The 26,796-nt window shown below is 60.0% G+C and carries 15 protein-coding genes and 10 pseudogenes; 12 read left to right on the top strand and 13 right to left on the bottom strand.

Annotated features, from left to right (window positions below):
- Positions 1-25 precede the first annotated feature (25 nt).
- Positions 26-1,109, top strand: a pseudogene (locus tag G5S42_RS41035) (IS3 family transposase); the annotation flags it as partial.
- A gap of 117 nt (positions 1,110-1,226) precedes the next feature.
- On the opposite strand, the gene G5S42_RS41040 reads toward G5S42_RS41035, so the two are convergent.
- Together G5S42_RS41040 and G5S42_RS41045 are read right to left on the bottom strand one after the other, a co-directional pair.
- Positions 1,227-1,382 carry a hypothetical protein gene (locus tag G5S42_RS41040; RefSeq protein ID WP_176112029.1) on the bottom strand — a complete coding sequence of 52 codons (156 nt, stop codon included), beginning with the start codon at positions 1,380-1,382 and terminating at the stop codon, positions 1,227-1,229.
- Positions 1,383-1,638: 256 nt separating this feature from the next.
- On the bottom strand, positions 1,639-1,938 hold the full coding sequence (locus G5S42_RS41045) for a hypothetical protein (RefSeq protein WP_176112326.1): 300 nt from the start codon (positions 1,936-1,938) through the stop codon (positions 1,639-1,641).
- 416 nt (positions 1,939-2,354) lie between these two features.
- Between G5S42_RS41045 and G5S42_RS41050 the strand changes: the two are divergent.
- A pseudogene (locus G5S42_RS41050) lies at positions 2,355-2,780 on the top strand (Lrp/AsnC family transcriptional regulator); the annotation flags it as partial.
- Positions 2,781-2,785: 5 nt separating this feature from the next.
- Here the strand turns inward: G5S42_RS41050 and G5S42_RS41055 are convergent.
- Positions 2,786-3,920, bottom strand: a pseudogene (locus tag G5S42_RS41055) (branched-chain amino acid ABC transporter substrate-binding protein).
- A 283-nt stretch (positions 3,921-4,203) separates the two neighbouring features.
- Positions 4,204-4,544, bottom strand: a pseudogene (locus tag G5S42_RS41060) (SDR family oxidoreductase); the annotation flags it as partial.
- A gap of 911 nt (positions 4,545-5,455) precedes the next feature.
- Between G5S42_RS41060 and G5S42_RS41065 the strand changes: the two are divergent.
- The 3 genes and pseudogenes from G5S42_RS41065 to G5S42_RS41075 all read left to right on the top strand — a co-directional run bounded on the left by G5S42_RS41065 (position 5,456) and on the right by G5S42_RS41075 (position 7,501).
- A pseudogene (locus G5S42_RS41065) lies at positions 5,456-6,787 on the top strand (tetratricopeptide repeat protein).
- Between the two features lie 133 nt (positions 6,788-6,920).
- Positions 6,921-7,268: a hypothetical protein gene (locus G5S42_RS41070; RefSeq protein ID WP_176112327.1), complete on the top strand. Its 348-nt coding sequence runs from the start codon at positions 6,921-6,923 to the stop codon at positions 7,266-7,268.
- Positions 7,268-7,501, top strand: coding sequence for a hypothetical protein (locus G5S42_RS41075; protein WP_176112328.1), 234 nt, complete (start codon positions 7,268-7,270; stop codon positions 7,499-7,501). The genes G5S42_RS41070 and G5S42_RS41075 overlap by 1 nt, the downstream gene beginning before the upstream one ends.
- A 981-nt stretch (positions 7,502-8,482) precedes the next feature.
- Here G5S42_RS41075 and G5S42_RS41080 read toward each other — a convergent pair.
- The gene (locus G5S42_RS41080; protein WP_217710342.1) at positions 8,483-9,949 is read right to left on the bottom strand and encodes an extracellular catalytic domain type 1 short-chain-length polyhydroxyalkanoate depolymerase; all 1,467 of its coding nucleotides are present in this window, start codon (positions 9,947-9,949) and stop codon (positions 8,483-8,485) included.
- A 459-nt stretch (positions 9,950-10,408) separates the two neighbouring features.
- Here G5S42_RS41080 and G5S42_RS41085 point away from each other — a divergent pair, with 459 nt between their 5' ends.
- On the top strand, positions 10,409-11,857 hold the full coding sequence (locus G5S42_RS41085; protein WP_176112329.1) for a sigma-54 interaction domain-containing protein: 1,449 nt from the start codon (positions 10,409-10,411) through the stop codon (positions 11,855-11,857).
- Positions 11,858-12,531: 674 nt separating this feature from the next.
- Here G5S42_RS41085 and G5S42_RS41090 read toward each other — a convergent pair.
- The 3 genes and pseudogenes from G5S42_RS41090 to G5S42_RS44895 all read right to left on the bottom strand — a co-directional run bounded on the left by G5S42_RS41090 (position 12,532) and on the right by G5S42_RS44895 (position 14,470).
- Positions 12,532-13,557, bottom strand: a pseudogene (locus G5S42_RS41090) (IS110 family RNA-guided transposase).
- Between the two features lie 304 nt (positions 13,558-13,861).
- The gene (locus tag G5S42_RS41095; protein WP_217710343.1) at positions 13,862-14,287 is read right to left on the bottom strand and encodes a DUF6398 domain-containing protein; all 426 of its coding nucleotides are present in this window, start codon (positions 14,285-14,287) and stop codon (positions 13,862-13,864) included.
- 21 nt (positions 14,288-14,308) lie between these two features.
- Positions 14,309-14,470, bottom strand: a complete 162-nt coding sequence (locus G5S42_RS44895; RefSeq protein WP_246392542.1) for a hypothetical protein — start codon at positions 14,468-14,470, stop codon at positions 14,309-14,311.
- Here G5S42_RS44895 and G5S42_RS44900 point away from each other — a divergent pair.
- On the top strand, positions 14,469-14,657 hold the full coding sequence (locus G5S42_RS44900) for a hypothetical protein (RefSeq protein WP_246392543.1): 189 nt from the start codon (positions 14,469-14,471) through the stop codon (positions 14,655-14,657). The genes G5S42_RS44895 and G5S42_RS44900 overlap by 2 nt on opposite strands.
- Here the strand turns inward: G5S42_RS44900 and G5S42_RS41105 are convergent.
- Together G5S42_RS41105 and G5S42_RS41110 are read right to left on the bottom strand one after the other, a co-directional pair.
- On the bottom strand, positions 14,638-15,348 hold the full coding sequence (locus tag G5S42_RS41105) for a YecA/YgfB family protein (RefSeq protein WP_176112330.1): 711 nt from the start codon (positions 15,346-15,348) through the stop codon (positions 14,638-14,640). The two genes, G5S42_RS44900 and G5S42_RS41105, sit on opposite strands and share 20 nt — an antisense overlap.
- Positions 15,349-15,449: 101 nt before the next feature.
- Positions 15,450-18,439, bottom strand: a pseudogene (locus G5S42_RS41110) (Tn3 family transposase).
- A 503-nt stretch (positions 18,440-18,942) separates the two neighbouring features.
- On the opposite strand from G5S42_RS41110, the gene G5S42_RS41115 reads away from it, so the two are divergent.
- Together G5S42_RS41115 and G5S42_RS41120 are read left to right on the top strand one after the other, a co-directional pair.
- Entirely contained in the window at positions 18,943-19,479 is a 537-nt protein-coding gene (locus G5S42_RS41115; protein WP_176112331.1) for a hypothetical protein, read from the top strand.
- Positions 19,480-19,658: 179 nt separating this feature from the next.
- On the top strand, positions 19,659-20,009 hold the full coding sequence (locus tag G5S42_RS41120; RefSeq protein WP_176112332.1) for a VOC family protein: 351 nt from the start codon (positions 19,659-19,661) through the stop codon (positions 20,007-20,009).
- Positions 20,010-20,287: 278 nt separating this feature from the next.
- Here G5S42_RS41120 and G5S42_RS41125 read toward each other — a convergent pair.
- Positions 20,288-21,148: pseudogene (locus G5S42_RS41125) on the bottom strand (helix-turn-helix transcriptional regulator).
- A 92-nt stretch (positions 21,149-21,240) separates the two neighbouring features.
- Here G5S42_RS41125 and G5S42_RS41130 point away from each other — a divergent pair.
- Positions 21,241-22,125 (top strand): SDR family oxidoreductase, encoded by an 885-nt coding sequence (locus G5S42_RS41130; protein WP_176112333.1) that lies wholly within the window; start codon positions 21,241-21,243, stop codon positions 22,123-22,125.
- 326 nt (positions 22,126-22,451) lie between these two features.
- Here the strand turns inward: G5S42_RS41130 and G5S42_RS41135 are convergent, their stop codons facing one another.
- Entirely contained in the window at positions 22,452-22,868 is a 417-nt protein-coding gene (locus G5S42_RS41135) for a VOC family protein (RefSeq protein ID WP_176112334.1), read from the bottom strand.
- Between the two features lie 558 nt (positions 22,869-23,426).
- On the opposite strand from G5S42_RS41135, the pseudogene G5S42_RS41140 reads away from it, so the two are divergent.
- Positions 23,427-24,053: pseudogene (locus G5S42_RS41140) on the top strand (ISNCY family transposase); the annotation flags it as partial.
- A 117-nt stretch (positions 24,054-24,170) separates the two neighbouring features.
- Positions 24,171-25,873 (top strand): annotated as a pseudogene (locus G5S42_RS41145) (site-specific integrase).
- 30 nt (positions 25,874-25,903) lie between these two features.
- Here G5S42_RS41145 and G5S42_RS41150 read toward each other — a convergent pair.
- Positions 25,904-26,587: a DUF8534 domain-containing protein gene (locus tag G5S42_RS41150; protein WP_488168791.1), complete on the bottom strand. Its 684-nt coding sequence runs from the start codon at positions 26,585-26,587 to the stop codon at positions 25,904-25,906.
- Positions 26,588-26,796 lie beyond the last annotated feature (209 nt).

Here is a 26,796-nt window from a genome sequence, read left to right on the forward strand (position 1 = left end):
AGCGTAAGGAATTTGCCGCTACCCCCAGCACGGCGTGAATCCGAACCAGCTGTTTCATTGGCGCAAGCTCTATCGAGACGGTAGCCTCTCTGCGGTCAGCGCTGGCGAAGAAGTCGTGCCGGCTTCGGAGCAAATCAGGGAATTGCAACGGCTACTGGGCAAGAACACCGTCGAAGTCGAAATCCTTCGCGAAGCCGTGGAGTATGGCCGGGCAAAAAAATGGATTGCGCGCTCGCCATCATTGCCGGGGGACGACCAGTGAAGCAGATTTGCGACGTTCTCGGTGTGGCGCGCTCAAACGTGGCGGCAAAGCTTGCTCGACCCGCTGATTGGCGGGACGGCCGCACGGCTCGACAAACCGACGACGCTGAACTGGTGGAGGAAATCCGGCGGGTAATCGCTGGCTTGCCGAGCTGGGGTTACCGACACGCGTGTGGGGCACAATGCGCAGCGAGCGGGAGCGCCAGTGCGCGACTTCTGTCAATGCCAAGCAGGTCTATCGCGTGATGCGCGAACATGGCTTGCTGCTTGAGCGCAGGCCCAAGCCGCCGCGCCCACAGCCTCGGTATGATGGCAAGGTCGCCGTGCCTAGAAGCAACCAACGCTGGTGCTCCGATGGTTTCGAGTCTAGTTGCGACAACGGCGAGTCCCTGCGCGTGACCTTTGCGCTCGACTGCTGTGACCGCGAAGCCATGAGCTGGGCGGCAACGACCGGTGGCCATAGCGGCGACGTTGTACGTGGTGTCATGCTGGCGGCCATTGAGCATCGCTTCGGCAACGTTTCGAAAGCGCCAGAGCAAATTGAATGGCTCAGCGATAACGGCTCGGGTTACATCGCCGAGAAGACCCGGACCTTCGCCTCGGGCATTGGACTCAAACCGCTCACGACGCCTGTGTGCAGTCCGCAGAGCAACGGCATGGCCGAGAGCTTCGTGAAGACGATGAAGCGCGACTACGCGGCCTTCATGCCCAAGCCAGATGCAGCGATCGCTGTTCGCAATCTGGCCGTCGCGTTCGAGCATTACAACGAGAAGCACCCGCATAGCGCGCTGAAATATCGCTCGCCACGCGAGTTCCGACGTAGGACCGATTCATCAACCTTAGTGTGAGGCGGTGTCCGGACGTATGGGGCAAATCCACTCGCTTTCTTCATCACCTTCGTTCTGCCGCCGCTTACCGTCAACCTGACAAATCCGTCAGGGCTGCAGCGCCTACGCCCGTCAGCGTTACAAACAAATCTTCCAATCACCCTTTCCGATTTCAAGGAACAAACAGTCGTCGGACCACCCATCCATTTCCGCTGCGACTGCAGGCATAGCTCCAACAAGCACAGTCGCCGCCATTAAACCAACGAATACCACTTTTTTAAGCTTCTTGCGCATGTCAATCCCCATGAATTGAAACAAAACTTTATGACACTTCGATACTGGCCTACAAAATCAGAAGATCTTCAATTAATGCGGGTGTATGAATGCATACAGCAATCAATCCTAGTACGGCACTCGATTCTCTAGCTAATGTCTCCCGGAAAGGTAGACGCTAGTTGAGCCAGTTTATATACCAAGGCATAGGACCACCGACTTCAACTCGTCATCGCTTGATCAAAATCAAGCCCTATCGATAGGAGGGCGATTTCACTCAGGCCGATAATGCCTCGAGCGGCAGCCGCTTTCCGATGTCAAGATCGAACCGGCCGTATGGATTGGTATGGGTGTAGATCGACGGCAACAGCGCGCGGAAGTCGGCGGCCTGCACCATTGGCCACCAGCGTGGCTCTGCCAGTACACACTGGATCATCAGCGTGTTGACGTACAACTGGTTGCGGGTTTCGGCGGTATTCGAGCGGTTGTCCGTTGAAGATGCCAATGATGCATGAAGAGCCCTGCGTGGCAAGATCGCCTGGCGAAGTGATGGCCCGAGCGGCGACGTGATTGACATGGTATCGAAGCGCGTGGCCGCGGCGCAATGCGCCGGCGAGGTGAGAACAGGGCCGCCCTTAGGCGTAGAGCAAAGTAATTATGTCACTGGCCAGTGTCCAACAGGACAGCGCGTGCGCCCTTGAATTGACGACTTTGCTTCGTTGCGCTGCGAAGGAAAGTTGTCAACTCACATCAGTGCGCAGTAATTCTGTCAATTGGCCTTCGCCTGAGACCATCGCATCTGCTCCCGCGAGGTGGACTTCTTGGTCTGCTTTCCATGAGCGTCTAGCCGCTCACTTTGCCGCGTCCACGCGACGCCTGTTGCCACGATGGGTTCTCAGGCGACGGTCGACGCTTTACAGGCGCAGGACACTCACTGCACGAGCAGCAATCGATTCGGTTTAGAAGCGAAAGGGGCAGAGACAGGCTTGCCTTGATGGCGATCTTCCTCAGAACGAACTGGGCGCACGCGTCAACCTGTCTACGGCCGCCGTCAATCGCAGGTTGCGACGGATGTCGGACGAAGGCCTCATTCGCAACTACGCTGCTATCGTCGCGCCCGAAAAGGTCGGCTATCCGCTGACGATCGTTGCGACGGTTGAGGTCGACAGCGAGCAGATCCATCTGCTCGATTCGATGAAGCGCACTTTCGCACAATGCCCCGAAATCCAGCAGTGCTACTACGTCGCGGGAGAATGGGACTTCGTGCTGCTTCTGACGGTCCACAACATGGATAAGTACAAGGCCCTCACGCGGCAACTGTTCTTCTCAAACAACAACGTCAAACGCTTCAAGACGCTGGTGAGCATGAACAACGTGAAGGTGGGGCTCGGTGTACCCGTGGCTCCCGAGGGAGGCTAAGACCGTCAACGTATGACTGACTTGTCGGTCCAGTCGCCCTGATCAAATTGGCGCACGGTAATTGCGCCGTTACGGATATCCCCTTTCTCATCAAACTGGATGGGGCCTGTCACACCGTCCAGCTTCGAAGCCCGCAGCTTCGGGAGATACAATTTAGGATCTGTCGATCCAGCGTCCTGCATTGCCTCCGCCATCGCGAGCACGCGTCGTAGGCGTAAGGGGCGTATAGCTGCACGGGAACACCAAACCGCTGCTGATAGCGTTTGAAGAATTCAGGTCCTTGCGGCATCTTTGCAGGCGGCACGCCCGCCAGTGCGCAGTAGACGTCCTTATCCATCGAGGGCCCGGCCAGTTTGATGAACTGAGGCGTGCACGCTTCGTCACCGGCAATGAACTTCACCCTCAAGCCAAGCCGTTGCGCCTGCTGCACGAATACCGCAGCTTGGGTGTCGCCACCCGTGAAAGCAATGCCGTCTGGCTGACGGCTCTTGATGGTGGTGAGAATCGCCATCCAGTTCGTTGTCTTGTCGGTACCGCATTCACGGCCGACCACGTTGTCTCCGGCACCCTTGACTGACTTTTCGATCTCATCGGCAAGACCTTGACCGTACGCCGTGCGACCATCGACGATGGCGATATTGCGCGCACCCAGATCGTGGACCAGATAGCCTTCGATGACAGAGCCCTGTCTCACGTCATTCGCAACCATACGGAACACGTTGGTGAATCCTTGCTGCGTGAGCTTCGGATTGGTTGCCGATTCGGTGATCATCAGAACGCCTGCATTCGAGTAGATCCTGGAGGCGGGTATCGATGTCCCAGAGTTCGCGTGACCAACGACACCTGCTACGCCATCATCCACCAGCTTCTGGGCGACGGTTACCGCCGTTTTGGGATCCGCGGCATCGTCTTGGGAGTCGAGCACGAACCTAACGTTTTGCCCGCCAATCCGGATCTTTCTGCTGTTCAATCTTCGATTGCCATTCGCACACCGTTTTCATCATCCTTTCCGATGTGGGACAGTTCACCGGTAAGCGGGGAAACCTGCCCGATCTTTACCGTCAAATCCGCGTGGGCCGCGAGAGGTTGCAGGACAAGCGTCAGAGACGTGAGACATATCGGTGTCCAGGGTGATTGCATGGTCGTACTCTCGATAGTTTGGCTGGGAATCGGATCGACAGAACCTAGGACCCGTTGGGCAAGCAACATTGCGCTGGCCTGTAACTATCCTAATGACGAGAGCCGGTAGCCGAAATCGGTCACGGTGACACTTCTGCAAGTTACTATCGAAATAAGGGCACGTTTCGATATCTTTTCCCGTCGCCCACTTCCTGGGCAGCGCCACTTTCCGGCAGCCTGAGCTTTCGCGCCGCTATCAAGCTGAGATGCACCTGGCCCCTTTCCCGTGGGGCCGGACATCTTGCTACGACGTGCACGATTCAAATGGAGCAGGTAAGCCCCCATCGACCCAGATGGCCTGTCCCGTGTTGTACGCCGCGCCGTCCGACGCGAGAAACGCGACCGTTGCCGCGATCTCTGCGCTTGTGCCCTACCGGTGCATCGGAACGCTTTAACGACGCTCTTCGGTAGCGGGAAGACTGTCAATCTGTTGATAATGGCGCCCGCGCGCTGTTTCTTCATGTGCGGCACGACGAGGCGGGTCGGTCGAGCCACGTTCTGGAAGTATGTGTCGATTCCCTGATGCCACTGCTCATCGGAGAGCTCGAGGAGCGCAGCCCTTGGACCGTACTCTGCGCTGTTGACGCTGCTGCCCATCTTGAGACGAAACGCATACACGAACCCCGAGGTCGAGCCGTAGCCCCATCGCGGTACGAGTCACGCCCATCCCGCCGCCGAGCAGTTCGATCGCCCTCAACAGCCTGATCCGCCGGCACTACGGCCGCAAGCTCATGCCGGTCTCGCTGACGAACCGCCGTGCCAGCGCACAGGCCGACATGCCCAGCACGCGCCCCCAATCTTCCGGGCCGCGCGGGTCTGCCGGGTCCGCTTAAAGCGTCTCGCAAAGCGTCGCGAGCGCGCAATCTCTAGGCCATGGCAATGCCGTCGGGTGTGGCCGGGAACGCCGAAGGTGCTAGAGAATCAGAGCAGTGATCCGACCGGCGTAGCCATCGTCTTGGCGTCACTTCGATGCCTGCCGCTTCAACGATCAGTGCCTTCAGCAACGGCGAAACCGCGAACACCATCGGTGTCGTGCCTGCGAGCGCGCCGCCGGTCTCCTCCGTGATCCAGAGACTGCGAAACTGGACGCCGAGCCGTCAACCGATCTTGGCCGAAGGCCCGTCGGCAACCATACGGCTTGCTCCGGAGAAATCCCGGGCGAGCCGCCCTCCGATATCACAGTCAACGCGCCGGATATCGCATAGACCATCTAATGCCAGCGATGAGAGAGCTCGGGGAAAAAGTGACGCGCCGGATGAACTGCGCGCGGACCCTGAGCCGCGCAGGCGGCCTGGCGTCGACCGGAGCCTCGATTATTTTCCAGTTCATACCGCGTGCCCGAGATGTTGGCAGATAATCGACACATGGTGACAAGTAGTCGAAATACGGCCACGCAGAAACCGTGTTTAATGAATGTCCCACGTACTGAACCGCTACGCGGCCGGCCGCAGACGATAGCCGAGCCATTGCCAACGAATTTCTGGAGTATCCGATTTATGGGCCGCCTTGACCGCTACGACCTGCCGCTTTCAACGACTTCCGACCTCGCTGCAGAGCGATACCGAACCGGTGTCGATCTGCTGCTGTCGTTGTGGCCGGGCGCCGGGGAAGCACTGGACGAGGCGATCGCCGCCGACCCGGATTTCGCCCTCGCGCATGCCGCACGAGCACGCCTGCATGCGATCAGCGCACAGCCGTCCGAAGCTCGCGCAAAGATTGTCAAGGCGCTCGATCTCGTCGCTAGAAACGGGGCCGAGCGCGAGCGCACCCACGTTGACGCGCTGTCGCTCGCCATTCATGGACAGTCGGCCAAGGCGCTCGCGGCAGTGCTGGTGCACACGGACCGCTGGCCGCGCGACATCCTCATCCTGTCGATGCCGCTCGGCGCGTTCGGCCTTTTCGCCTTCTCCGAAATGGCCGACCACGATCAGCGCGCGTCGACCTGTGCGAGCGTCATGCCAAACACTTCGATGCCGACGACTGGTGGTTCCTCACCTATCGCGGCCGGGCACACGGCGAAAACGGCAACCTTCGGCTCGGACGCACGCTGACGCAACGCGCGCTGCAATTGCGGCGACACAATGTGAATGCGGCGCACGCGGTCGCACACGTGTTGTACGAGTCCGGTGCAAACGAAGAGGCGCAGGAGTTCATCACCGGCCGGCTCCCCGAGTACGACAAAACGGGCGTGCTGCACGGCCACATCGCATGGCATAGCGCGCTCATCGCGCTCGAGCACGGGGACATCGAGCGCGCCCTCGCGGTCTATAACGACCATGTCGCGCCGGCCTCGTCGCAGGGCACACCGATCAATATTGTTAGCGACACTTCGTCGTTTCTATGGCGCCTGCCTGCGTACGGCCACACAGTTCCGGCGGGAATGTGGGACGACGCGGCGAAATACGCGTCGAATTACTTCCAGGACGTGGGCTTGCCGTTCGTTGACTTCCATATGGCGCTGGTAGCCGCGGCGAGCGGCAACGGCGAGGCTGTCGAGCAACGGGTTGCTGTCCTCCACAAGCTCATCGAGGACGGAAAGCTTCCGGCTGGCCCGGTGGTACCGGCGATCTGCCGCGCGTCGTTGGCCTTTGCTGAAGAACAGTACGCGCTTGCCGCGGAGATCCTGGCGCCGGTTGCGCGAGAGGTTGTGCGGATCGGCGGAAGCGGCGCGCAGCGCGAAATCGTCGAAGACATGCTGCTGGTTGCATTGATGCGAAGCCGCGAAGGCTCACGCGATCCTCAACGAACGGCTGCAGCGTCGCCCTTCTCCGCGCGACACGCGCTGGCTCGATCAGCTGCTCAGTCCCCAGACGTCGCTGACGAATTGATGAGATGACGGCTGGAATGCGAAAGCTGGTCGTCGACGGGATAGGTCCGGTCGCCGAGATCTCGATCGCGCCACTGTTCGGCACGGCACTGTGGTTCAGCGCGAATAGTACTGCCGGAAACCTGGTGAACATCTTGCACATCAGCGCGGCCGACATCGGCCGGCTGACGAGCGCGATGCAACTTGGGTTTCATCCTTGGCACCTGCGTCGTTTCGCTGAGCGGCGCCGTCGATCGGATCGCGCGAGCCGAATTTTCGTTTGCAGCGCGCTCGCCGGAGCATTGTTCAACCTGGGCTTCGCGTGGCTGGCGATGGATCTCGTGAGTGCTGCGCTGTTACGCTTTGGCGTCGGAATCTGCCTCGCCTGCATCTACCCGATGGGGACGAAGCTGATCATCGGCTGGGCAACCGATCGCACCGGGCAGGCGCTCGCCCAGCTAGTCGGAATTGCTGATTCTCGGCAGTGCGCTGCGAGCATGTGATGCGCGTGCTTGGCACGGTCTTCCCACGGCAACTGATCATTTCCGCTTCCTCGCTGCTTGCTGTCGGTGGGGCCGCCATTGTCGGCGTGCTTGACGATGGACCGCACTCGGTCGTGTCGAGCGGCTCGGCAGGCAAGATGGATACACCGGCGGCATCGCCGCCCTCTGTGCTCGGCGCGTTTCGCATCGGTGGGTTCTGGGCCGCGACGCTGGGCTATTTCGGGCATATGTGAGAGCTCTACGCGTTCTGGACTGAGGTGCCGCTGCTCATTTCCCACACGTCGTTGGCAACCGGCTTTCCGGGGATCAGTGTTTCGGCGATGCGACTCGCCGTGACCGGCATTGGCGCATTGAGCTCCATGCGGAGCGGTGTAGCGTCGCGTTACCTTTGCAGTGCAAAAGTGGCGACATGTGCACTAGTGGTATCTGGACATGCAACGAGGTTTTGTGACCGCTGGGAACCCGATCCGACGCCGCAGCGACCGGACGAAAAGCCGACAAGTCGGACAGCTCGCCGTAGCTGCGGACATTTTTGAGGATCGACCGGTTCGGTTTCTATCGAGGAACAGCGATTCCGGATAGATTTTGTGCAACCCACGGGGAGTCAAAAGCAGAGGTAGCAAAATTCGGGCAGGCCATAGATTTCAGAATTGCTTTGACATCTCATCTGGCCCTCACCTACCGGTGAGACAGATTGCAGGTCCATTTTCAGGCGAAGCAAATCTTTCATTTTGCGAATGGTCATCCGGTGCGCCGGCGTCGTCGGTGTCCCCAAAAAGTAGCCACCATAACCGACGGCCGATGGAGCCGTCCACAGTACCGCTGAACGAAACCGCGCCTTTCGTATCGAACATGCATTTCGGTGAGGTGAACGGCGGTCTCGGAGCGCCTTTCACTGATCGTGGAATCCCTCGAAACCGTTCGACTTCAAGCGAAACGGCTATTCACTTTCCTCCGGAAATCCAGTTTGACTTTGACCGAAATCCGTGTTTGGCTTCGCCGAAATACGCACTCTCCCCGCTTAGCAAAGGTAGACGGGACTTGTGTACCGTCCTCGGTTGTTTGGAGTCGATATCGGCAAGCGTGATCGCGGCTCACGGCGACGTCTGTATCGGTCGAACGAAAAACGCGGCCACCATGTCGGAGACAACCATCGTTAGGTTTGCCTGAACGGACAGGATGTCCGTTCAGGCGTTCATCAAACGCGTCCCGTATTACGGACAATTGCCGATGACATAGTATCCGGCAGACGTCTGCGCCAGCGTGTTCGAATAAAAGACGTTGTCCAGCCCCATACTCTGGTTCGACCCGTTCGCATAGGCCGTGCCGCCGGAATCATGCGCACGGCTCGCTTGTACATGTGCATAGTTAGTGGCCGTCGTCTCGGTGCACACGAAGCTCGATTGCGTCGTCGCCGAGACTGACGACGATTGGGCGCTCTCACCCGCATTTGGATCGATTTCGGTCACGGTGTAGGAATAGGTCGTCCCAGCGATCAACCCTGAATCGGTATAGCTGGCAGATGCGGACGAGCCCACCTTGCTTCCGTTGCGATAGACGTTGTAGCTGGTGGCATTTGCAACGGCATTCCACGAGAGAGAAACGGTCGTCTGTGTTGTCCCCGACACTGCGAGGCCGCTCGGTGCAGAGCCTGACGGTGCAGGCCCCGACACCGCGCGGAGGTTATTCCTGGCCCAATAGTCCATCAGGAATGCCGGATAGTTGATGTGGGTTGCATCCACGTAGTTCGCGTTGTTGCCGCCGGTTCCGGCCGGCCATGCGTGCGACATGCCGGAAACTGAGATCTCGTGCGTCCGAACCTTTCCGCTGCTGTCGGAATACGGCGTGTTCGTTCCGCCGCCCGGAATCGTCACCTTCGCCCCTTGGGTAAAGGTGCCGCCGTAGAGGATTCGAAAAGTGGCAGTGTCGAGTGGGCCGTACGCCTGCGCGACCGTGTAATCCGATGTCCCCCAGACCGCGCCGGCGATCTGCGTTGAGAATTTGCCGACGTTCGATCCTGCCCATGCCCTGCACTGGTTCGCCGCGGTCGTAGCCGTATAGCCGCTTGGCACATCACCGATCTGCGCCGTGGTCGTTCCAGGCGGCGGCCCGGCATTGATACCGATTCCGGCGAAGATGTCGGGGGCAATGCAACCCAGCACCATCGTCATGCCACCGCCCGAGGAGAGGCCCGCGACGTACACCTGATTGGGGTCGATCGCGTACTGCGAATTGGAAACAAAGCGGTTCACTAGATCCAGCAGCACGCCGACATGCCCGGTACTGCGGCTCGGGGACGTGTTCGCATAATCCCAGCAGTGGTTGCTATAAACGTTGCCGGTTGCGTTCGGCGCCAGAATGATCGCGCCGTACTGATCTGCAATTGCTTTCCAGTTGAAACCGGCCGCACTGCTGCTGTTGATCACGTCGCCGGACGCGGTCTGCAGGCAACCGTGCAGCACCAGTATCAGCGCCCGCTGGCCATTGGGAGTGGTGGGCTGGCTCGCCGGCCAATAGTAATAGCCGGTCAGGTTGCCGCCATTCACCGAATCTGTGGCCCAGATCTGCTGCCCACTCCAGGTTCCGGGTCCGGGCGTGACCGCGGCCAACGCTGGAGTCGTCGCCAGCGCGACGAAGAAGCCAACAATCCATCGTCTTTGGGGTCGTGAGAGCGGTTGCATAACGTCTCCTTTAGTTGTATTGATACTGCTGTCGAGAGGCAAGCCCCCCGGGACGTGTTGGTCTATTTAGACTCGATGGGATGATTGGTTCGCGATGCGAAGTGACAATTCGCCATCTTCGTCGAGAAGCAAACGGACAGAACCGCCGTCCCTGGCACCGCCGCGAACCACAAGCAGCATCCATGCCCATTGTGGATACGGCATCGCGCCAGCGCAGCCACTAACCGTCGGGCACGGCGCGTCCCTTCCTTTTCCGCCACCCCTATTCAGTCCGACATTGAGGAATCCACACTTCATTTCCGGAAATGCGCTAGCACCAGCCACGGAACTGCATTGGTAGGGGAAATCCCACTCCCGCACGGATCCACAACTTGAGACACTGCTCGCCTTCGTCTCTGGTCCGAGACGGTTCATAGCAAACTGGACCAGGCGGCGCTGTCACACGAGGAGAAGATCCGAATGGCAACCGAGGTCGGCACAATCCTGAGCGACTACAGCTATGTCTGGGGGCGCGCAGTGAGTTCGCTCTTCGACACCCTCATAAATTCAAGCGAGGGCACCCTGATCGTCGACCGACAGGCCAAAGTCGTCTGGATCAGTGAGAAATATGCTGCTCACTTCGGCTTTGCCGATCCCAAGATTGCAATTGGTCTCGATTGCGAGACCGTTGTCCCAAACAGCCTCATGCGAGAAGTCGTCAAAACAGGAAAGCCCATTCTGCTCGACATACTTGAAACCGAGCGCGAACCTTTCATTGTGACGAGATTGCCACTGAAGGATGACAACGGCGCCACCATAGGCGCCATCGGCTTTGCCCTCTTTGGAAAATTGAAAGCACTCACACCGCTCTTTAGCCGGTACTCGCGCTTGCAAGCAGAGCTCATCGCGACGCGACACGCGTTAGCACACACACGACGGGCCCGATATAGCCTGTCGAATTTCGTCGGCACGAGCCCTGCCAGCATGGAAGTGAAGCGCCTCGCGCTACGCGCAGCCCAGGTCGATTTTCCCGTCCTTTTACTCGGTGAAACGGGTACCGGTAAGGAATTGATCGCGCACGCGATACATGGGGAATCGGCACGCGCCGACAAGCCATTTGTCGCCGTGAATGTCGCGGCAATTCCCGATTCGCTGCTCGAAGTCGAGCTGTTCGGCGCCGCCGCAGGCGCGTACACCGGCGCCGATCGCAAGGGCCGCTTGGGTAAGTTCGAACTGGCTAGCGACGGCTCGCTTTTCCTGGATGAGATCGGAGACATGCCGCTTTCGCTCCAGAGCAAGCTCCTACGCGTGCTGCAGGAAAAGGAATTCGAGCCACTTGGCTCGAATCGCGTGGTAGCGACCAATGCGAGAATCATTGCAGCGACTTCCGTCGCGCTTCCCGAGCTCGTCGCCGCCCGCCGCTTCCGCGCCGACCTCTACTATCGGCTTAACGTGCTCGTCATCCGAACACCGCCGTTGAGAAAGCGTGCGCACGATATCGCCGCACTTTCGGACATGATCCTCGATGAGTTGGTGGCACACCACCATATCGGCCGCCCAGAACTCAGTGAAGATGCACTACAATTGCTTCGTGAGCACGCGTGGCCGGGCAATGTGCGTGAATTGCGCAATACGCTCGAGCGGGCCGTGATATTTTCTGATCAACAGTGCATCGACGCCAACTTGCTGGTTGCGTTCGTCAACGACATCGACGCGACGCTCTCCGATCCAGAATTTGCCCGCGAACACGGTGAGGCCCGTGACGCGGATATCAATGAAGCAAGTTACGAGAACGCGATGCGGATGTTCGAGAAACGGTTTCTCGGTGCCGCACTGCGATCCGAGGGCGGATGCGTATCAAAGGCGGCCGCACGGATCGGGATCGGACGCGCGACCTTCTACAAGAAAATGGCCGCGCTCGGGATCTGACGTCGATCGACGCTAGCCGCTCCGTGCGTGCCTGCCGAGCCATTCCAGTGAAGCTCCCAACGCACGTCGCGATGTCATGCATCGGCGATTTCCCGAGCCATGTGCGTCCATTCGTGGAGAGGGCGTCTCCTGCCGGAGACGCCCGGGTTCCGCTTTACGAGACTTGCGCTCGCAGAGCGGTCTGCCGCCATAAACGCCGACCGGCGTTGCATCATGGTTCGGACAATGGGAAATCGCTCGCCAACGAAGTCCAACACAAACAATGCGGCGAACGGAGACGCGCATGATCCACGGTCCGGCGACCGCCCTGCAACGCCATCCTTGGGGTCGCTTCAGGAAACGGAAAATAAAGCACTACAAGGGCTTCCCCGCTCATCGCAAGTATCAAGCGTGGTTTTTGTCTTTCTGACTGCAAGGCCGTCGGTGCGCGTGAGAAGGTGAAGGACTGCGGCACTACAACCGGTCATGTTAGGCCAATGGCCTAGACCCTGATGAAAGACGCGCGCGGGGGCCTCGCTCGTTTATCGGGAAAGAAAATCCCCCGTGCTTTGTCAGGCATGCCCCGCGCGGGTCCAACCCGCTTCACATCACCGCTGGCAGTGCAAAGTGATCTTTATCCAATCATTGCTAGCATCCGTGGTGGCGAGGGGGTATCAGTTTGGGCGCTACACCCTTTACGCAGCAACCGGCTCGTGCTGGAAATCATCGCCGTATTTCAGCATCGCCCACGCCATCCTCGCGTTCTTCGCGGCAATCGCGACGGCAGCACGCCAATATCCGCGGCGCTCAACAAGGGTTCGCACCCACCGGCTGATGCGGTCCTGCTTCTCACCGAGATTCGCGATAACTGCGCGCGCACCGTTCACCAGCAGATAGCGAAGGTAAGCGTCGCCCGCCTTGGTGATGCCGCCAAGCCGCGCTTTGCCGCCACTGCTGTATTGACCCGGCGTGAGTCCGAGCCAGGCTGCAACCTGGCGGCCATTCCTGAAATCACGCCCGGCACCGATGCTTGCGAGCAGTGCGCTCGCGGTGGTCGGACCAATGCCGCGTAGTTGCATGAGTCGCTAGCTGCGATCGTCGTTGCGTGCGATTTCGCCGATCGCGCGGTCGTATTCCACGAGCCGGTCCTCAACGTTGCCGGCGTGCTCGAGCAAATCGCTGATGCAACGTCGTGCCCAGCCCGGCAACGCATCCAGATGGGGCGTGATCTCTCGTCGCAAGCGCTCCGGGCTCTGCGGCAGTACGACGCCGAATTCGGCAAGCAGCCCGCGCATCCGGTTGTAGATCGCAGTCCGCTCTTCGACGAACCCCTGCCGGGTTCGGTGCAGGCAAAGCGTCGCCTGTTGATGTTCGTCTTTCAGCGGCACGAAACGCATGCTCGGTCGCGTCACCGCTTCGTAGATCGCAGCAGCATCCGCTGCGTCATTCTTGCCGCGCTTGCCCGACATGCGATAAGGCGCAACGAGTTTGGGTGCCATCAGTTTGACAGTATGGCCGTGCTGCTGGAACGCGCGGGCCCAATGATGTGCACCGGAACACGCTTCCATGCCGATCAGACACGGCGGTAATTGCGCGATCAAGGTCACCAGCTGATCCCGTGAGACCCGCGGCTTGACCAGCGTTGGTTTGCCGGCTTCGTTCACGCCGTGTACGGCGAAGACATTCTTGGCAAGGTCGATTCCGATGGTCACAATAGACATGGACTTCCCCTCTTGTTGGTGTTGGTGAAGGTCGAGAACTTCATCATGGCACGTTGATGCCGATTCGCGGCTTCCGCCGCAGCCTCGGGACGGGGAAGTCCCTTTCATTCGTTTAGTCTGAGCCAGGGGCGGCGAACCCGACCAAGCGCAAAGGGAAATTGCTGCGTCGCAGCGTCGCAAGTGAAGTACAAACGGGGCTCGGGATTTCGCGCGAACTAGCGTTCTTCGCCTGTAACGAACGGGATGACACCCAGCCGGAAGGCTTCTTCCTGCAAATTGCGCGGGATGCGGCGCGCGTCGACGATCATGCCATTTCGATAAGCCAGACGAGCGGATTTCTGTCGAGCTGACTGGGAAGTGACCAGCGAGGATCGAGCTGGCCGACCTTCAGAAGGTTCAGAATTGCTCCTGAGCGGGCCGAACCGGTCTGGGCGCTTAGCCCGAAATGCTGGCACAGTGCATCGGCGCGCATGTGGGGTTTCTGGGACTTGTCGAAAAGGAAGTTGACTCTCCCGATCGCGTAGGCCACGCCGCAGGCCCAGGAGCGCGCAGGACCGGTAACCAGTGGCGATGGCCGCTTGCGGCACAGGGTGGCAACGAGACGTCGGCAGAGGTCGCGGTATTCATCCGTCAGGTGTTGCGCACAAAAGGCGTCGGTAAGCGCAATGATCTCGTCATACCGGTCTTGCATGGCGGCTGGCACCCGCTCGCCGCGAAAGGTTGGCTTCATGGGATTCGCGATCCGTATGCGTCAGTTGCCCAGTTCGGCGAGCCCAAGAACATCGCCCTCCCGCTCGATCAGGCGCAGCCACGTGTCCAGTTTCTCGCTGCTGCCGTAGTCCCAGGTATGCCACGAGAAGGTGATACATGGTGCAGCGCAAATCATCACGTTCCCCCTGACAGCGTCGGGCATGGCGATGCAGATCCTCGATGGCAAGCCCAAGTTTCTCGCCGACATACGACAGCGGTATGCCGTCACGATCCTGTCGCGACGTGTACGCTGGGCCGTTGGCGTTCAGGGGAAGATCTGCATCATCTGGAATCTGGGGCATTGCGTGTCTCCGTTGCTGTGCTGCCTGATCAGTGAAACGGCGAACTAGCCATGCAGCAATGCTTGTACTTGTGGCCACTACCGCACGGGCACGGCTCGTTGCGCCCGATCTTCGGTTCTTCTCGGCGCATGGGCATACGCGCCGGGATGTGCGCCAGTGCCCGCCGATGCGGCTCGAAGTAACGGTAGATATGGGTCAGTCCGGCGATCATCGTTTCCAGCAGTTCCTCGCGCTTTTCTGCCGGGATCTGTGGTGGCCGCATCTGCGGGTCGGGATTGTGCTCATGATGCAGCATCATGATCGGGATCATCGGTCCACCGTGGTCCTCGTCATGGATCAGCTCACCCCAGCTCGCGGGACGCATCTGTACGCCGCGCATGAAGCCGTGTGCCCAGTCGTTGGCCGGGGCAACACCATCCTCTCGCTCGAGCAACACAGGCAGGTACACGTTCGGCTCATGCAGCGTTTGCTGCAATTCCGTGCTGATCGTGTTCCAGTGACGCATGAGCAGCTCGACGATTTCTGTGGCCTGTCCGTCACTTTCAAACGAAAAATCTTCCCCCCAGATCTGCGGCAGATACTCGCTGGGAAACACGATGTCTGGCCCGCAAATCAACGCGACGAAATAGCCGTCGAGCGTTTCGATGTTCATCGCTGCATCGCCGATGGAGTCGAGAAACCCGGCGAGACGGGCGAAATCGTCGTCGGCAAGCGGTTGTTGGGACGTCAGGTTATTCACGGCAGATTTTCTCTTCGCGAGGTCGAGGCGGCTATAGCCGATGATTATACGATGTTGAGCTCGTCGGGTATGGCGGCAGGATCGATCGCCCCTGTGGCAGTTCACGAGGGGCGCCGAATGCGCGGCTCTGTCCCCGGCAGCGGCCGCAGCGCCCTGAACTTGCCGGCCTGAAGCTTGCGATCTTGTTGCCAGACATAGTCGCCCATCAGGTTGATGTGTTCCCAGCCAAGCGGTGACAGATACGGCAGCAGCGTAGCGTCGGCCGGTACACCACGGGCGTGCATGGTCTGTACAGCCCGCTCGAGGTAGACGGTGTTCCACAGCACGATCGCGGCGGTGACCAGATTCAGACCGCTGGCGCGATAACGCTGCGCCTCAAAGCTACGATCGCGGATTTCACCGAGGCGGTAGAAGAACACCGAGCGCGCAAGCGCATTGCGGGCCTCGCCCTTGTTCAAGCCGGCATGAACGCGTCGGCGCAGTTCGACGTTCTGAAGCCAGTCGAGAATAAAGAGCGTGCGCTCGGTGCGGCCGATTTCCCGCAGTGCGACAGCGAGTCCGTTCTGTCGCGGATAGCTGCCAAGCTTGCGCAGCATCAGCGAAGCCGTGACGGTGCCCTGCCGGATCGACGTCGCCAGACGGAGAACCTCGTCCCAGTTCCTCCGGATGTGCTTTTCGTTGTACGTGTCGCCGATCATTGAGGCAAGCGCAGGATAATCCTTAGGATTGCCTGGCACATACAGCTTCATATCGCTGAGATCACGGATCCGTGGCGCAAACCGGAAACCAAGCAGATGCATCAGCGCAAAGACGTGATCGGTAAATCCGTTGGTGTCAGTGTAATGTTCCTGGATGCGCAGATCTGACTCGTGATACAGCAGTCCGTCGAGTACATAGGTCGAATCGCGCACACCGACGTTCACGAGGTTCGGATAGAACAGCGCGTACTGGTCGGAGATGTGCGTGTAGAACATGCGTCCGGGCTCGGCGCCGTATTTCGGATTCGCGTGTCCCGTGCTCTCGGCCTTGCTGCCCGCACGGAAGCGCTGCCCATCGGATGACGAGGTGCTTCCGTCGCCCCGGTGGGCGGCGAACGGATGGGCGAACTATGCGTTGACGAGTTCAGCCAGCGCCTGTGAGTAGGTTTCGTCCGGATGTGCCACGCCTGCAGCCACGACAGTTTCGCGTAGGTGGTACCGGGGCAGGCCTCCGCCATCTTCGTCAGTCCGAGGTTGATCGCGTCGGCCAGGAGCGTCGTGAGCAGCAGAGTCTTGTCTTTCGCTGTCTCACCGGTCTTCAGGTGCGTAAAGTGGCGGGTGAAATCGGTCCACGCATCAACCTCCATCAGCAACTCGGTGATTTTCACGCGCGGCAGCATGACCGATGTCTGGTCAATGAGTGCCTGGGCCGCCTCGGGTACCGCGGCATCGAGCGGCGTCATTTTCAGGCCCGATTCCGTGATGATCGCATCGGGCAGCCCGTTATCGGCGGCGAGGCGGTTGACGGTTGCCAGTCGCTGCTCTAGCAACTGCCGCCGCTCCTTCAGGTAACGGTCGCAATCAGCGATGATCGGCAGCGGCAAGACATTGCCCTGCATGATCGCTTGGAAATTCACTGTCGGCAGGAGGTAGTCGTCAAAGTCCCGGAACTGGCGTGAGCCCTGCACCCAGATGTCGCCTGAGCGTAGCGCGTTCCTCAGCGCGGCGAGCGCGCACAGTTCGTAGTAACGGCGATCGATACCGCTGCCGGGCATCACGAGTGGTTTCCAGCGTGGCTTGACGAAGGCGGTGGGCGCGTCAGCAGGCATTTTTCGCACTCCGTCGTTGTCCATGGCGCGGATCGTATCGACGGCGTCAAGCACATCCGTCGCCGCAGGAGCAGCACGTAATTTCAGGATGTCCAGGAAGGCCGGGGCGTACCGGCGCAGTGTCGCATAATGATCCCCGATCTGATGCAGAAAATCGAACGCTTCGGGCTGGGCAAGCTGCTCGGCTTCGCTGACGCTTTTCGTGAACGCCTCCCACGACATGACGGATTCGATCGCCTTGAACGCGTCGCCGCCGTTTTCCTTGGCTTCCAGCAGAGCCCGGCCCAGCTTCCCGTACAGTCTCACCTTGTCGTTGATGGCTTTTCCCGAACGATGAAACTGCTCCTGATGCTTCTTTTTCGCGGCATTGAAGAGCCGTCCGATGATGCGGTCGTGCAGATCAACGATCTCGTCAGTGACCGTCGCCGTAGCTTCGATCACGATGGCCACCAGGGTGGCATGACGGCGTTGCTTTTCGAATCTGGCCAGGTCGGCCGGCGTCATCTGCGCGCCTTCGCGGGCGATCTTGAGCAGACGGTTCCGGTGCACCATCCGGTCGAGGCCCGCGGGCAGGTCAATGGCGTGGAGGATTTTGAGGCGGTCGATATGCTTGAGCATCTGGCGTGAACTCGCCTTCCCCGGCGGCAGCCGCAGCCATGCGAGCCATGTCATGCGGCCGTCATCACGGCGCGTCAATAGCTGGTCGAGTCTTGTCCGGTGCTCATCCGACAGTGATAACGTAAGAACATCGTAGATGCGGCGGGTCGCGCGGGTGACGGCCTCCGCGCAGATCCGCTCAATCACGTTCGCGCCGGGCAGCAGGATTGCCTGTTGGCGCAGGTATCCGACCAGCGCCTGCGCGAGCACCAGGCCTTTGTCGGTCTGCATCGCCAGATCAACAATGGCCTGCACGGCCGGACGGTAGTCACGCACTGTGAGCAATCGCAACTGCAGCGCGGCCTGCAGTTCGAGCAGATGTTCGCGACGCGTCTGGTCCCGCCTTGCATACTCTTTCCAGAGCATCGGTTCTATGCTGAGCTGCCCGGCAACGTACTCCAGCAGCGCAGGCGGCGGTTCGACGCCTGCGCCTAGGATAATCCCCGGATAGCGCATGCAGCAGAGTTGGACGGCGAAACCCAGACGGTTGGCCGGGCCCCGGTGCTGGCCGATCAGCGAGAGTTCCGCTTCGTTGAATGTGTAGTGGCGGATGATCTCATCATGGCTCTCCGGAAACGAGAAGAGACTGTCGCGCTCGGCAGGCGAGAGAATGGAACGTCGTGGCATGGTTGGCTCGGCAAGGGGCGGGGATGGTGCCGACAGGGTTTGCGGCACTGATTCCACCGGATTGACGGTTCAGGAAAGCGCAGTGTAATTCGTTCTATCGTCATAATCCTTCTTATGGCGATAGCAAGTTGTGGTGAAATTGTTTGGTATCGCGTGGCCAACCCATAGCGCATCACCACTGTCGTTCACTGAACGTCAGCAAAGTCGACATGCTGTCGATGGATGCGCCCAGCGTATGACAGATCCACTCGTAATGCGTTGAAAAACTCCCTTTCCTGCGCAACCGGACCGGCAGCCGAAAAGTCGGCCTCTCAGATCGCACTATGCGCCGCTCGTGAGCATCGGTGAAGGTTGAGAGGACACGCCCGTGACGATCGTCGCGCTTGGTCGGCGGGCAAGTCTCATCCGCTTCCAGCCGATCGTCGGCACTCAAGAACCAGCAGGTCTTCAAAGATGTGCTATCTTGAATCATTGCCCCTGTCACTGCTCTCGGGGAGAAGGATATGAGCTTCAAAACAGCAATAGAACTAACCAAAAAATATTATGGCAACTATCCAGGTCCCACAGAAGAAACCTACGCACTAGCCGAAAAAGTTGCGGATTTTTTCAAAGAAAACGCGATCTCAGCGGCGGGCGTGATTGCCGTTGCGATCGGCTCGGATAAGTATCATTATCTCGGGCTATCCCCCGCCTTGCAAAAGGCTGTCATGACGCAGATGCTTGACGAAGCAGGCGGGTCGGCGTTGGACGGGCACTTTCGACTTGGTAGAGGCCTCGAGGCGTACACTGGCGTGAAATTCGATCTTTCTCGAAAAGTGTCCACTGATATCGTCGGGAAAGCGAGCTTCAATAAAGGCTGCGCCGAGAAGAAGATTGTCTCGAACATGTATTTGAGAAAGGTCACTCTCAAAGAGATAAGCGTCATTCCCTTTCCGGAAACGATTTTCGCCGAAAGCATACCGGCCCATATTGTGGTCGCGAGTGCGGACGGGGCGTATATTGCGCCATGCGCCACCTGTCTTCAGATTTACCCCGGATAAGAAGTGATCAGTGGCAATTCGAAGGGCCGCTCCAGGACCAATATGCCTTTTGCATGCTCGTTGGTGGTGTTGTGCGGAGTCGTCGAGCTCATGAGGCAGAATTCGGCCATGAGCGGCCCCTCGATTCCACCGCCCGGTTGGGGCGCAGCAGCCCCGTCCCAAGTTGGAAGGAGCCAAACGTGCAAGTCAAACGGGTAGTTGCCAACTTCAAGGCGCTCGATCTTGATCGGGCCCGGGCGTTCTATCGAGATATCCTCGGCCTCGAGCTTTTGATGGACCACGGGTGGATCCAGACCTATGGTTCTCAGACCGAGATGACCATTCAGGTGAGCTTCGCCGCAGAGGGAGGTTCCGGCACGCCAGTACCGGACCTATCGATTGAAGTAGACGATGTGGACGCAGCACTTGAACGCATGAAGGCTGCGGGCTTTGCCATCGAATATGGTCCGGTCGACGAACCTTGGGGCGTCCGTCGGTTCTTCGTTCGCGACCCATTCGAGAAACTGGTCAATATCCTTGCGCACACCTGAGCGCCGTCCACGGGTTGTGCGGAATCGAAGAGGAATTGACCGTCCGCTTCGGAGCGCCGCGAATTTCCGCTTCCGGTCGCTCTATGCCGCTTGCATGAAAAGCCGCGCCCGCGGCGATCGCCAGGCTTGGTCGTCGGGCGCTAGCCGGCCCCGAACGGCCGTTCGCAAGCCGAGCGTTGGTGTCCACAGCCGCTTGCCATATTCGGTGCCTGCAGGGTCCTGAGAGACTCTCGGGAATCGAGCTTCGAATGCCTGAACCTGCGTTATTGCGAGCGCCACTACGGCCCTCGCATGTCGGCCGACGGTAGTCGGTTTGACAGCAAGCTGATCTGGGACGCGATCGTCTTCGCATCCTCCGGCGTCGCGGGATACATGCTGAGATCAGTCCGGCCGTCGACGGAGAAGGTCGAATATTCGAAGGCGAGCGGGCCGAGCACCGGATGGCGGATGCGCTTGATGACCTCGCCGTGGACCTCTCGAACCTCGTTGTCGCGCCACATCACCTTGAACTCGGGACTGAGCCGGCACAGCTCATCAACAAGAGGCGCCACCTCCGTTGCCGCTCCCGCACGCGCGGCATCGACCCGGAATGCACCGATGATGTGGCGCGCGACGCTCTCCCAGTCATACTGCACGGCGCGCGCACGCGGATCAAGGAAAATAGTGCGCAGCACATTGCGTTGGTTTGGCGGCAGGGAGCCATAGTCGCCCAACATGACAGTGGCCGCCCGATTCCAGGCAAGGACGTTTCAGGTGGCAGTGCGAATGAGGGCGGGGCTGGGGTCCAAGGCGTCGAGGACACGCTGCAGCCGAGGCGTGACACCTTCCTTCTCTTGGTAGCGGGCTTCGGGCGGCCGCCCGAGGCCAACTAGAAAAAGGTGCTCGCGCTCGACATCCGTCAGCATCAGGGCCCGCGATATTCGATCGAGCACATCGGCCGAGGGGGCACCGCCGCGACCTTGTGCGAGCCACGTGTACCAGGTGGGGCTGATATTGGCGCGCTGCGCCACTTCCTCACGGCGCAGCCCAGGCGTCCGCCGGCGCTCTGCGGGAAAGCCGAGTACTGCGGGATCAAGCTTCATCCGCCGGTCCCGCAAATAGGCGGCGAGGAGGTTTTCGTTGTCCTGGCGCGACTTCATGCTGTTTGTAGTCTTACCATGATAATGTCACTACTTTACCGGAACACTCGCAAAGCTGAGACTTGTCTCCAGCGAAAGTTGGAGACAGGTTCATGCGCGTTTTCATCACCGGCGCCACCGGATTTATCGGCATTCCCACCGTTAAGGAACTGATTGCTGCGGGAGATAAGGTTCTCGGCATGGCTCGTTCAGACGAGGGAGAAAAAGCCCTGGCAGCTATTGGAGCAGACGTACATCGCGGTTCGCTTGAAGACCTCGAAAGCCTTCGGAGGGGCGCAGCGGCGGCCGATGCCGTCATTCACTTGGGCTTTATTCACGACTGGTCCAACTTTGCAAGGTCTTGCGAGGTCGATCGCCGCGCGATCGAAGCTTTGGGCTCAGTCCTCGCTGGCTCAGATCGGCTTCTGATTGCCACGTCGGGGACGGCAGGATTAGCCGGGCCGGGCCAGGTCGCGACCGAGTACGATGACGTGCCGCCAGATTTCCCCTTTCCCCGCGTCTCCGAGCAGACGGCGCTATCACTGGGAGGCGTGCGCGCCTCGGTGGTGCGGCTTCCCCAAGTTCACAACACAATGCGGCAAGGGCTTCTGGCTTACGCTGTTGCTGTGGCGCGCGAGAAAGGCGTGTCAGCCTATGTCGGGGAAGGACGCAACCGCTGGGCAGCGGCACACATCTCGGATGTCGCCCGTCTTTACCGGTTGGCGCTGGAAAAGAACGAAGCGGGCGCGAAATATCATGCGGTGGCTGAAGAAGGCGTGCTGATGCTGAATATTGCCGAAGCCATCGGCCGCGGGCTGAAAGTGCCCACAAGATCCATATCCGCGGGAGAAGCTTCGACGCACTTTGGTTGGCTGGCAATGTTCGCTAGCCGCGACCTTGTGGCATCAAGCGAAAAGACGCGGAGGACGCTCGGCTGGACTCCGACCGGGCCCGGGCTGATTGCCGATCTAGAACGGCTTGGCGCCTCGAATAGCTGAAGCATGCAGGCTGTATTTGAGAAAGGTCACTCTCAAAGAGATAAGCGTCATTCCCTTTCCGGAAACGATTTTCGCCGAAAGCATACCGGCCCATATTGTGGTCGCGAGTGCGGAGGGGGCGTATATTGCGCCATGCGCCACCTGTCTTCAGATTTACCCCGGATAAGAAGTGATCAGTGGCAATTCGAAGGGCCGCTCCAGGACCAATATGCCTTTTGCATGCTCGTTGGTGGTGTTGTGCGGAGTCGTCGGGCTCATGAGGCAGAATTCGGCCAGCAGCGGTCCTCTATACCTTGCAGTCGAATGACTGCTTTGTGGTTGCTGGGCTATCGCCCGCTTGCTTTGTCAGCGGCCATCAGTTCTAGAAGATTGCCGTCGATATCGCGAAAGAACACTGATTGACCTGGCTGTCTATCGGCCGTCATCCGTGCAACCGGACCTTCAAGGATGTTGACGTTTTTTCCTTCGAGCAGGTCGAGCATTTCACTCACCGAGCCATTCCAGCGGAGGCATATGTCGGCCGCCCCTACCGTTGGGCGCTCGGCGACCAAATCGACCCCGTTGCCTTTTTGATGAATGCTCAGGACCGCGCCGCCGATTGCAAGTTGGCGCACGAGCACCCGGCCGTCTATGACATGCTCGGCGACGACTTCTGTCCCGAAAAGGTCATCGTAAAATGCACAGCTTCCCGCGAGGTCAGCTACGGTGATAGCAACATGATCGATTGCAAGGATTCGTGACATACGGACCTCCAAGAAAGGAACTCCAAGAAAGGAACCATCCTATGCGCGAATAGTGAGCTGTGAATTAGAGGGCTACCATTTTGGCCAGCGTGATTCCGATTTGGAAAAGCTGCCGCTCATTATCTAGTTGCGACTGACCGAAGAGGGTCGGCATGAGGCATTGGCCAGACGCGTTCCGCACGCAGTACGCGAGAGTCGTCCATCGCAGTAAAGCCGCGATCGTTAGGCGCCAGCGGCACCGCTTCGAGGAGATTGTCCAGCAGTTCAACGGGTTTCTGATAGCACATGGCGTCCTCCCACCAGGGTTCGCACAGTGGTCGAGCACGACGGGTTCCCGACGAGATCGGGCTGTGCGCTGTTGAGAGTATAGGCGCGCGACGGCGCGCAGCGGTGATTGGGTTGTAAGCTTGGAAGGTCGACAGTGAGCGACCGAAAGAGCGCGTTTTGACGTCACTAGCTGCCGGATGGACTAGAATGGCATCGCGCCAGATCGCACAAAGCCTTGTGGAACGGGGCTTTGGCTGACTTCAGCCAAAATTGCACAATGAAACCGCTTGCTTCATGGCCGCCTACAACGCGCGATTCGCGAAGCCGCCGCGCAGCGCGTTCGATGCACACTGGCCGTTACGGGCTGACGAGAGTCTGGATCTGGTACTCACGTGGCGCGAGCCGCGCAAGGTCACGAAGGCGCTCACGGTGCAGTACGACCGCGTGCTGTACCTGCTGGATGACACGCCTGAGCACCGCAGGCTGATCGACCGGTACATTGAGGTCTGGGAGTATCCGGATGGCCGTATCGAGCTGAGGGCCGATGGACGCCTACTGACCTGCCGGCAATATGACCGGCTTGCTGAAATCGATCAGGGCGCGATCGTTGAACACAAGCGTCTGGCTCACGTCCTTCAGGTGTCGCAGGCGATCCAGGCGCAGCGCGATAACCGGCGCATTGGCAAGGCGCCCTCACGGACTCACCGGGGTGCCGAAACCCGGGCTCAAGGCACTTCGCCAGGCAAACAGAAGCAACGTGAATTTACGCAGGCCGATGTTGAACAGGTGATCGTAGATCTGGCGCAACAAAGAAAGGGGCCAGTTCAGTCACGCAAACCTGGCCGTCGGTCTGCAAGGGATCTCGCAGCAGACGTCAGGGCCCTGCCCGTTCAGGCCCCATCCTTCGACACTACGTGAGGACAAACCCATCAGATACGGACCCTAATCCCTCCAAACGAGGACATTTGAATCTGGCTGGAAAGCGGGCATTTGAATCTGGCAATGACACAAGTTTTAGACGATAAACTGTCAAACATGAAAACGCGTCAGTCCCTGCACACCTCGCATTCCATCCCGGCCGAACCGTCAGCGTTTCCGGATGCTGACCGACTTGCGGCGCTGCGCGGCTGGTATGCTGGCCTGTCCTCGCGGGCCGCCGTGGACCGCTACCTGCCCCACGTCCGGGCGCCGGGTGAATCGGCGCGCGGCATCATCGGCGCCATCCGCCGTGAGTTTGTTAGCATTGCCCTAGAACGCCAGCGCACCGATCTGGCCGATCTGTTCCAGCACCCTGTCGGTGAACGGATCGAGCGGGCAGGTGCAATCGCGCACGCGATTGACATCCTGCGTACGCTGCCCGCACCGCAACCGAAAATCGCCGATGACATCGGCCTTTGGCTCGCACCCCGCGCTGTGCGCGCGCTGCGTGCGTATGGCATTGCGACTCTCGCTGACCTGACGGTTCGCGTGCCCCGCCGCCGCTGGTGGAGCGTAGTGCCGGGGCTGGGCCAGACAAGCGCCCGTCAGATCGAGGCGTTTTTTGAGGCCCACCCCAGCTAACGGAGCGCGCCCGGGCGCTGGTTGCGGTAAGCATCCCCAGCGTTGTTGTTCCCTGGGAACGGTTACGGATACCCCATGAGGTCGATGGTTCGCACGGCAGCTTCCGCGCGCCCCGGCAGGCCTGCGCGCTCGACGCAAACAACGATTACGAAGCGGTACAGGCATGGCTTGCCCTGCACGAAACCATCGCCACGCAAAGTGCATACCGCAAGGAAGCCGAGCGCCTGATCCTGTGGGCCATCGTCGAGCGCGGGCGGGCGCTGTCCTCACTCACGACCGAGGACGCCATTGCATACCGCAGTTTCCTTCGGCACCCGCAGCCGCGCGAGCGCTGGATCGGACCGCCACGACCGCGTAGCGCTCCCGAGTGGCGTCCGTTCGCCGGCAACCTGTCGGCGCGCTCGACCGCCTACGCGCTTTCCGTTCTCGGCGCGCTGTTTCGCTGGCTCATCGAACAGCGCTATGTGCTCACCAACCCGTTTGCCGGCATCAACGTCCGAGGCAAGACACGCGTGAAACCGCTCGACACGTCACGCGGCTTCACCGAAGGCGAATGGGGGCTGGTTCGCACGATCGCCAACGGACTGGAGTGGTCCTATGGTTGGGGAACACTGGCCGCACAGCGATTGCGCTTCCTGCTCGACTTCTCGTCCGCGACAGCCCTGCGGGCAAGCGAATTCATTGGCGCGAGACTTGGGGACATTCGTACGGGTGCAGACGGCGCCCATTGGCTCAACCTCGTCGGTAAAGGCGGCAAGGCTGGCAAGGTAGCGTTGCCGTCACTCGCCCGAACCGCACTCGAGCAGTATCTTGTCCAGAGGCACCTGCCGGTGACGCCGCAGCGCTGGGATCCAAAGACCCCGTTACTGGCAAGCGTTGACGAGGAAGGCGCAACAGCCATCACCCGTTCCCGACTGTGGTATGTGTTGCGTCGATTTTTTCATCTGGCCGCCGATGTCATCGGCACCGATCATCCCGTGCTGGCCGAAAAGTTGCGACGCGCCAGTCCCCACTGGACACGGCATACGCACGCCACGCATGCACTCGCCCGCGGCGCGGAGTTGACGGCGGTACGCGACAACCTTCGGCACGCCTCGATTGCGACAACCTCGATCTATCTCCAGGGCGACGAAATCAAACGCTACCGGCAGATGGACGAGGCGTTCGCCGCACCATAGGCGGGAACCCAAGCTGCGGGTTTCATCCGCTTAGCGTGCTCTATTTTCTGTTTCCTGAAGCGAGCCCAAATAGAGTATCTGCGAGAGTGATAGCTGCGGGCTCAGCGCCTGATCTGCTGCATATGCCTCGAGCCGCTCCCACGATCTGGACTTGTCATTTAACGCGTCGACGTGCAGCCGAGGGAAGTCGGCGTCCTCAAGAAGCGTGTGCAGGATGCGTCCGAGCCGCGGCAGGCGGCGGCCCCTTTCGCCAACGCCGCCCCCTGATCCCGTCGAGCCGCCCGGCCGTGCCGCACCTTCATGCAGGTCCAGATAGTCAAGCGCGTCGGCCACCGGTCTGAGCGGATTGTGCTGGCCTGGCCGCGCGCAATCACCGGCCGGCCCAACGTTTTCCGGCTCCGGTGTCTGCCGGAACGACGCCAGTGCGCAGTGGTGCTCGCCGTACTGGTGCATGCGCACGAAATGACGCGGGCCGTCTTCACGCACCCGGGCGGTCAACCGCGGCCGGCCACAGGGTGCTCTGACGCAGTCGCACTCGAGCCACAGACGCACATGTCGTCCGTCGTGCATCTCTTCGAGCACGGCTTCCACGAGTCTGACGTCCTCAGGCCGCACTTGCTGTCCGTCGCCGCAGAACCGCCGCACAGCTGCAGCTTCGTCAGCACTAAGATGTCGCCTCACCGTCCCGGGGTGATCCCGCTCGACAAGTTCCATGTTGCGCTCAGTGTGAAGGTCGGACGAGCATCGCGAGGATGTGCACGCTCAGGATCGACACCTCGTAGTCACGCAACCAGCCATTCATCTGGCGGGCGAACGGTGGGGTGCATACAGCTGCGCGTGTAGCCGTGTCTGATACAAGTGGTGTCGGTGGCTGGGACGCGAACGACAGCCGTTCAAGGCGGACGATGCGTGATGAATGGCTG

The sequence above is a fragment of the Paraburkholderia youngii genome (genome assembly GCF_013366925.1).
In the GTDB taxonomy this organism is placed as follows: domain Bacteria; phylum Pseudomonadota; class Gammaproteobacteria; order Burkholderiales; family Burkholderiaceae; genus Paraburkholderia; species Paraburkholderia youngii.

Bases quoted from the DNA above. Each gene is read 5' to 3' on its own strand.
- G5S42_RS44900 (WP_246392543.1), top strand. From the start codon at position 14,469: ATGGCGATGCAGATCCTCGATGGCAAGCCCAAGTTTCTCGCCGACATA.
- G5S42_RS41085 (WP_176112329.1), top strand. From the start codon at position 10,409: ATGGCAACCGAGGTCGGCACAATCCTGAGCGACTACAGCTATGTCTGG.
- G5S42_RS41130 (WP_176112333.1), top strand. From the start codon at position 21,241: ATGCGCGTTTTCATCACCGGCGCCACCGGATTTATCGGCATTCCCACC.
- G5S42_RS41135 (WP_176112334.1), bottom strand. From the start codon at position 22,868: ATGTCACGAATCCTTGCAATCGATCATGTTGCTATCACCGTAGCTGAC.
- G5S42_RS41080 (WP_217710342.1), bottom strand. From the start codon at position 9,949: ATGCAACCGCTCTCACGACCCCAAAGACGATGGATTGTTGGCTTCTTC.
- G5S42_RS44895 (WP_246392542.1), bottom strand. From the start codon at position 14,470: ATGCCCGACGCTGTCAGGGGGAACGTGATGATTTGCGCTGCACCATGT.
- G5S42_RS41150 (WP_488168791.1), bottom strand. From the start codon at position 26,587: ATGGAACTTGTCGAGCGGGATCACCCCGGGACGGTGAGGCGACATCTT.
- G5S42_RS41040 (WP_176112029.1), bottom strand. From the start codon at position 1,382: ATGCGCAAGAAGCTTAAAAAAGTGGTATTCGTTGGTTTAATGGCGGCG.
- G5S42_RS41095 (WP_217710343.1), bottom strand. From the start codon at position 14,287: ATGAAGCCAACCTTTCGCGGCGAGCGGGTGCCAGCCGCCATGCAAGAC.
- G5S42_RS41115 (WP_176112331.1), top strand. From the start codon at position 18,943: ATGAGCTTCAAAACAGCAATAGAACTAACCAAAAAATATTATGGCAAC.
- G5S42_RS41045 (WP_176112326.1), bottom strand. From the start codon at position 1,938: ATGTCAATCACGTCGCCGCTCGGGCCATCACTTCGCCAGGCGATCTTG.
- G5S42_RS41075 (WP_176112328.1), top strand. From the start codon at position 7,268: ATGCGCGTGCTTGGCACGGTCTTCCCACGGCAACTGATCATTTCCGCT.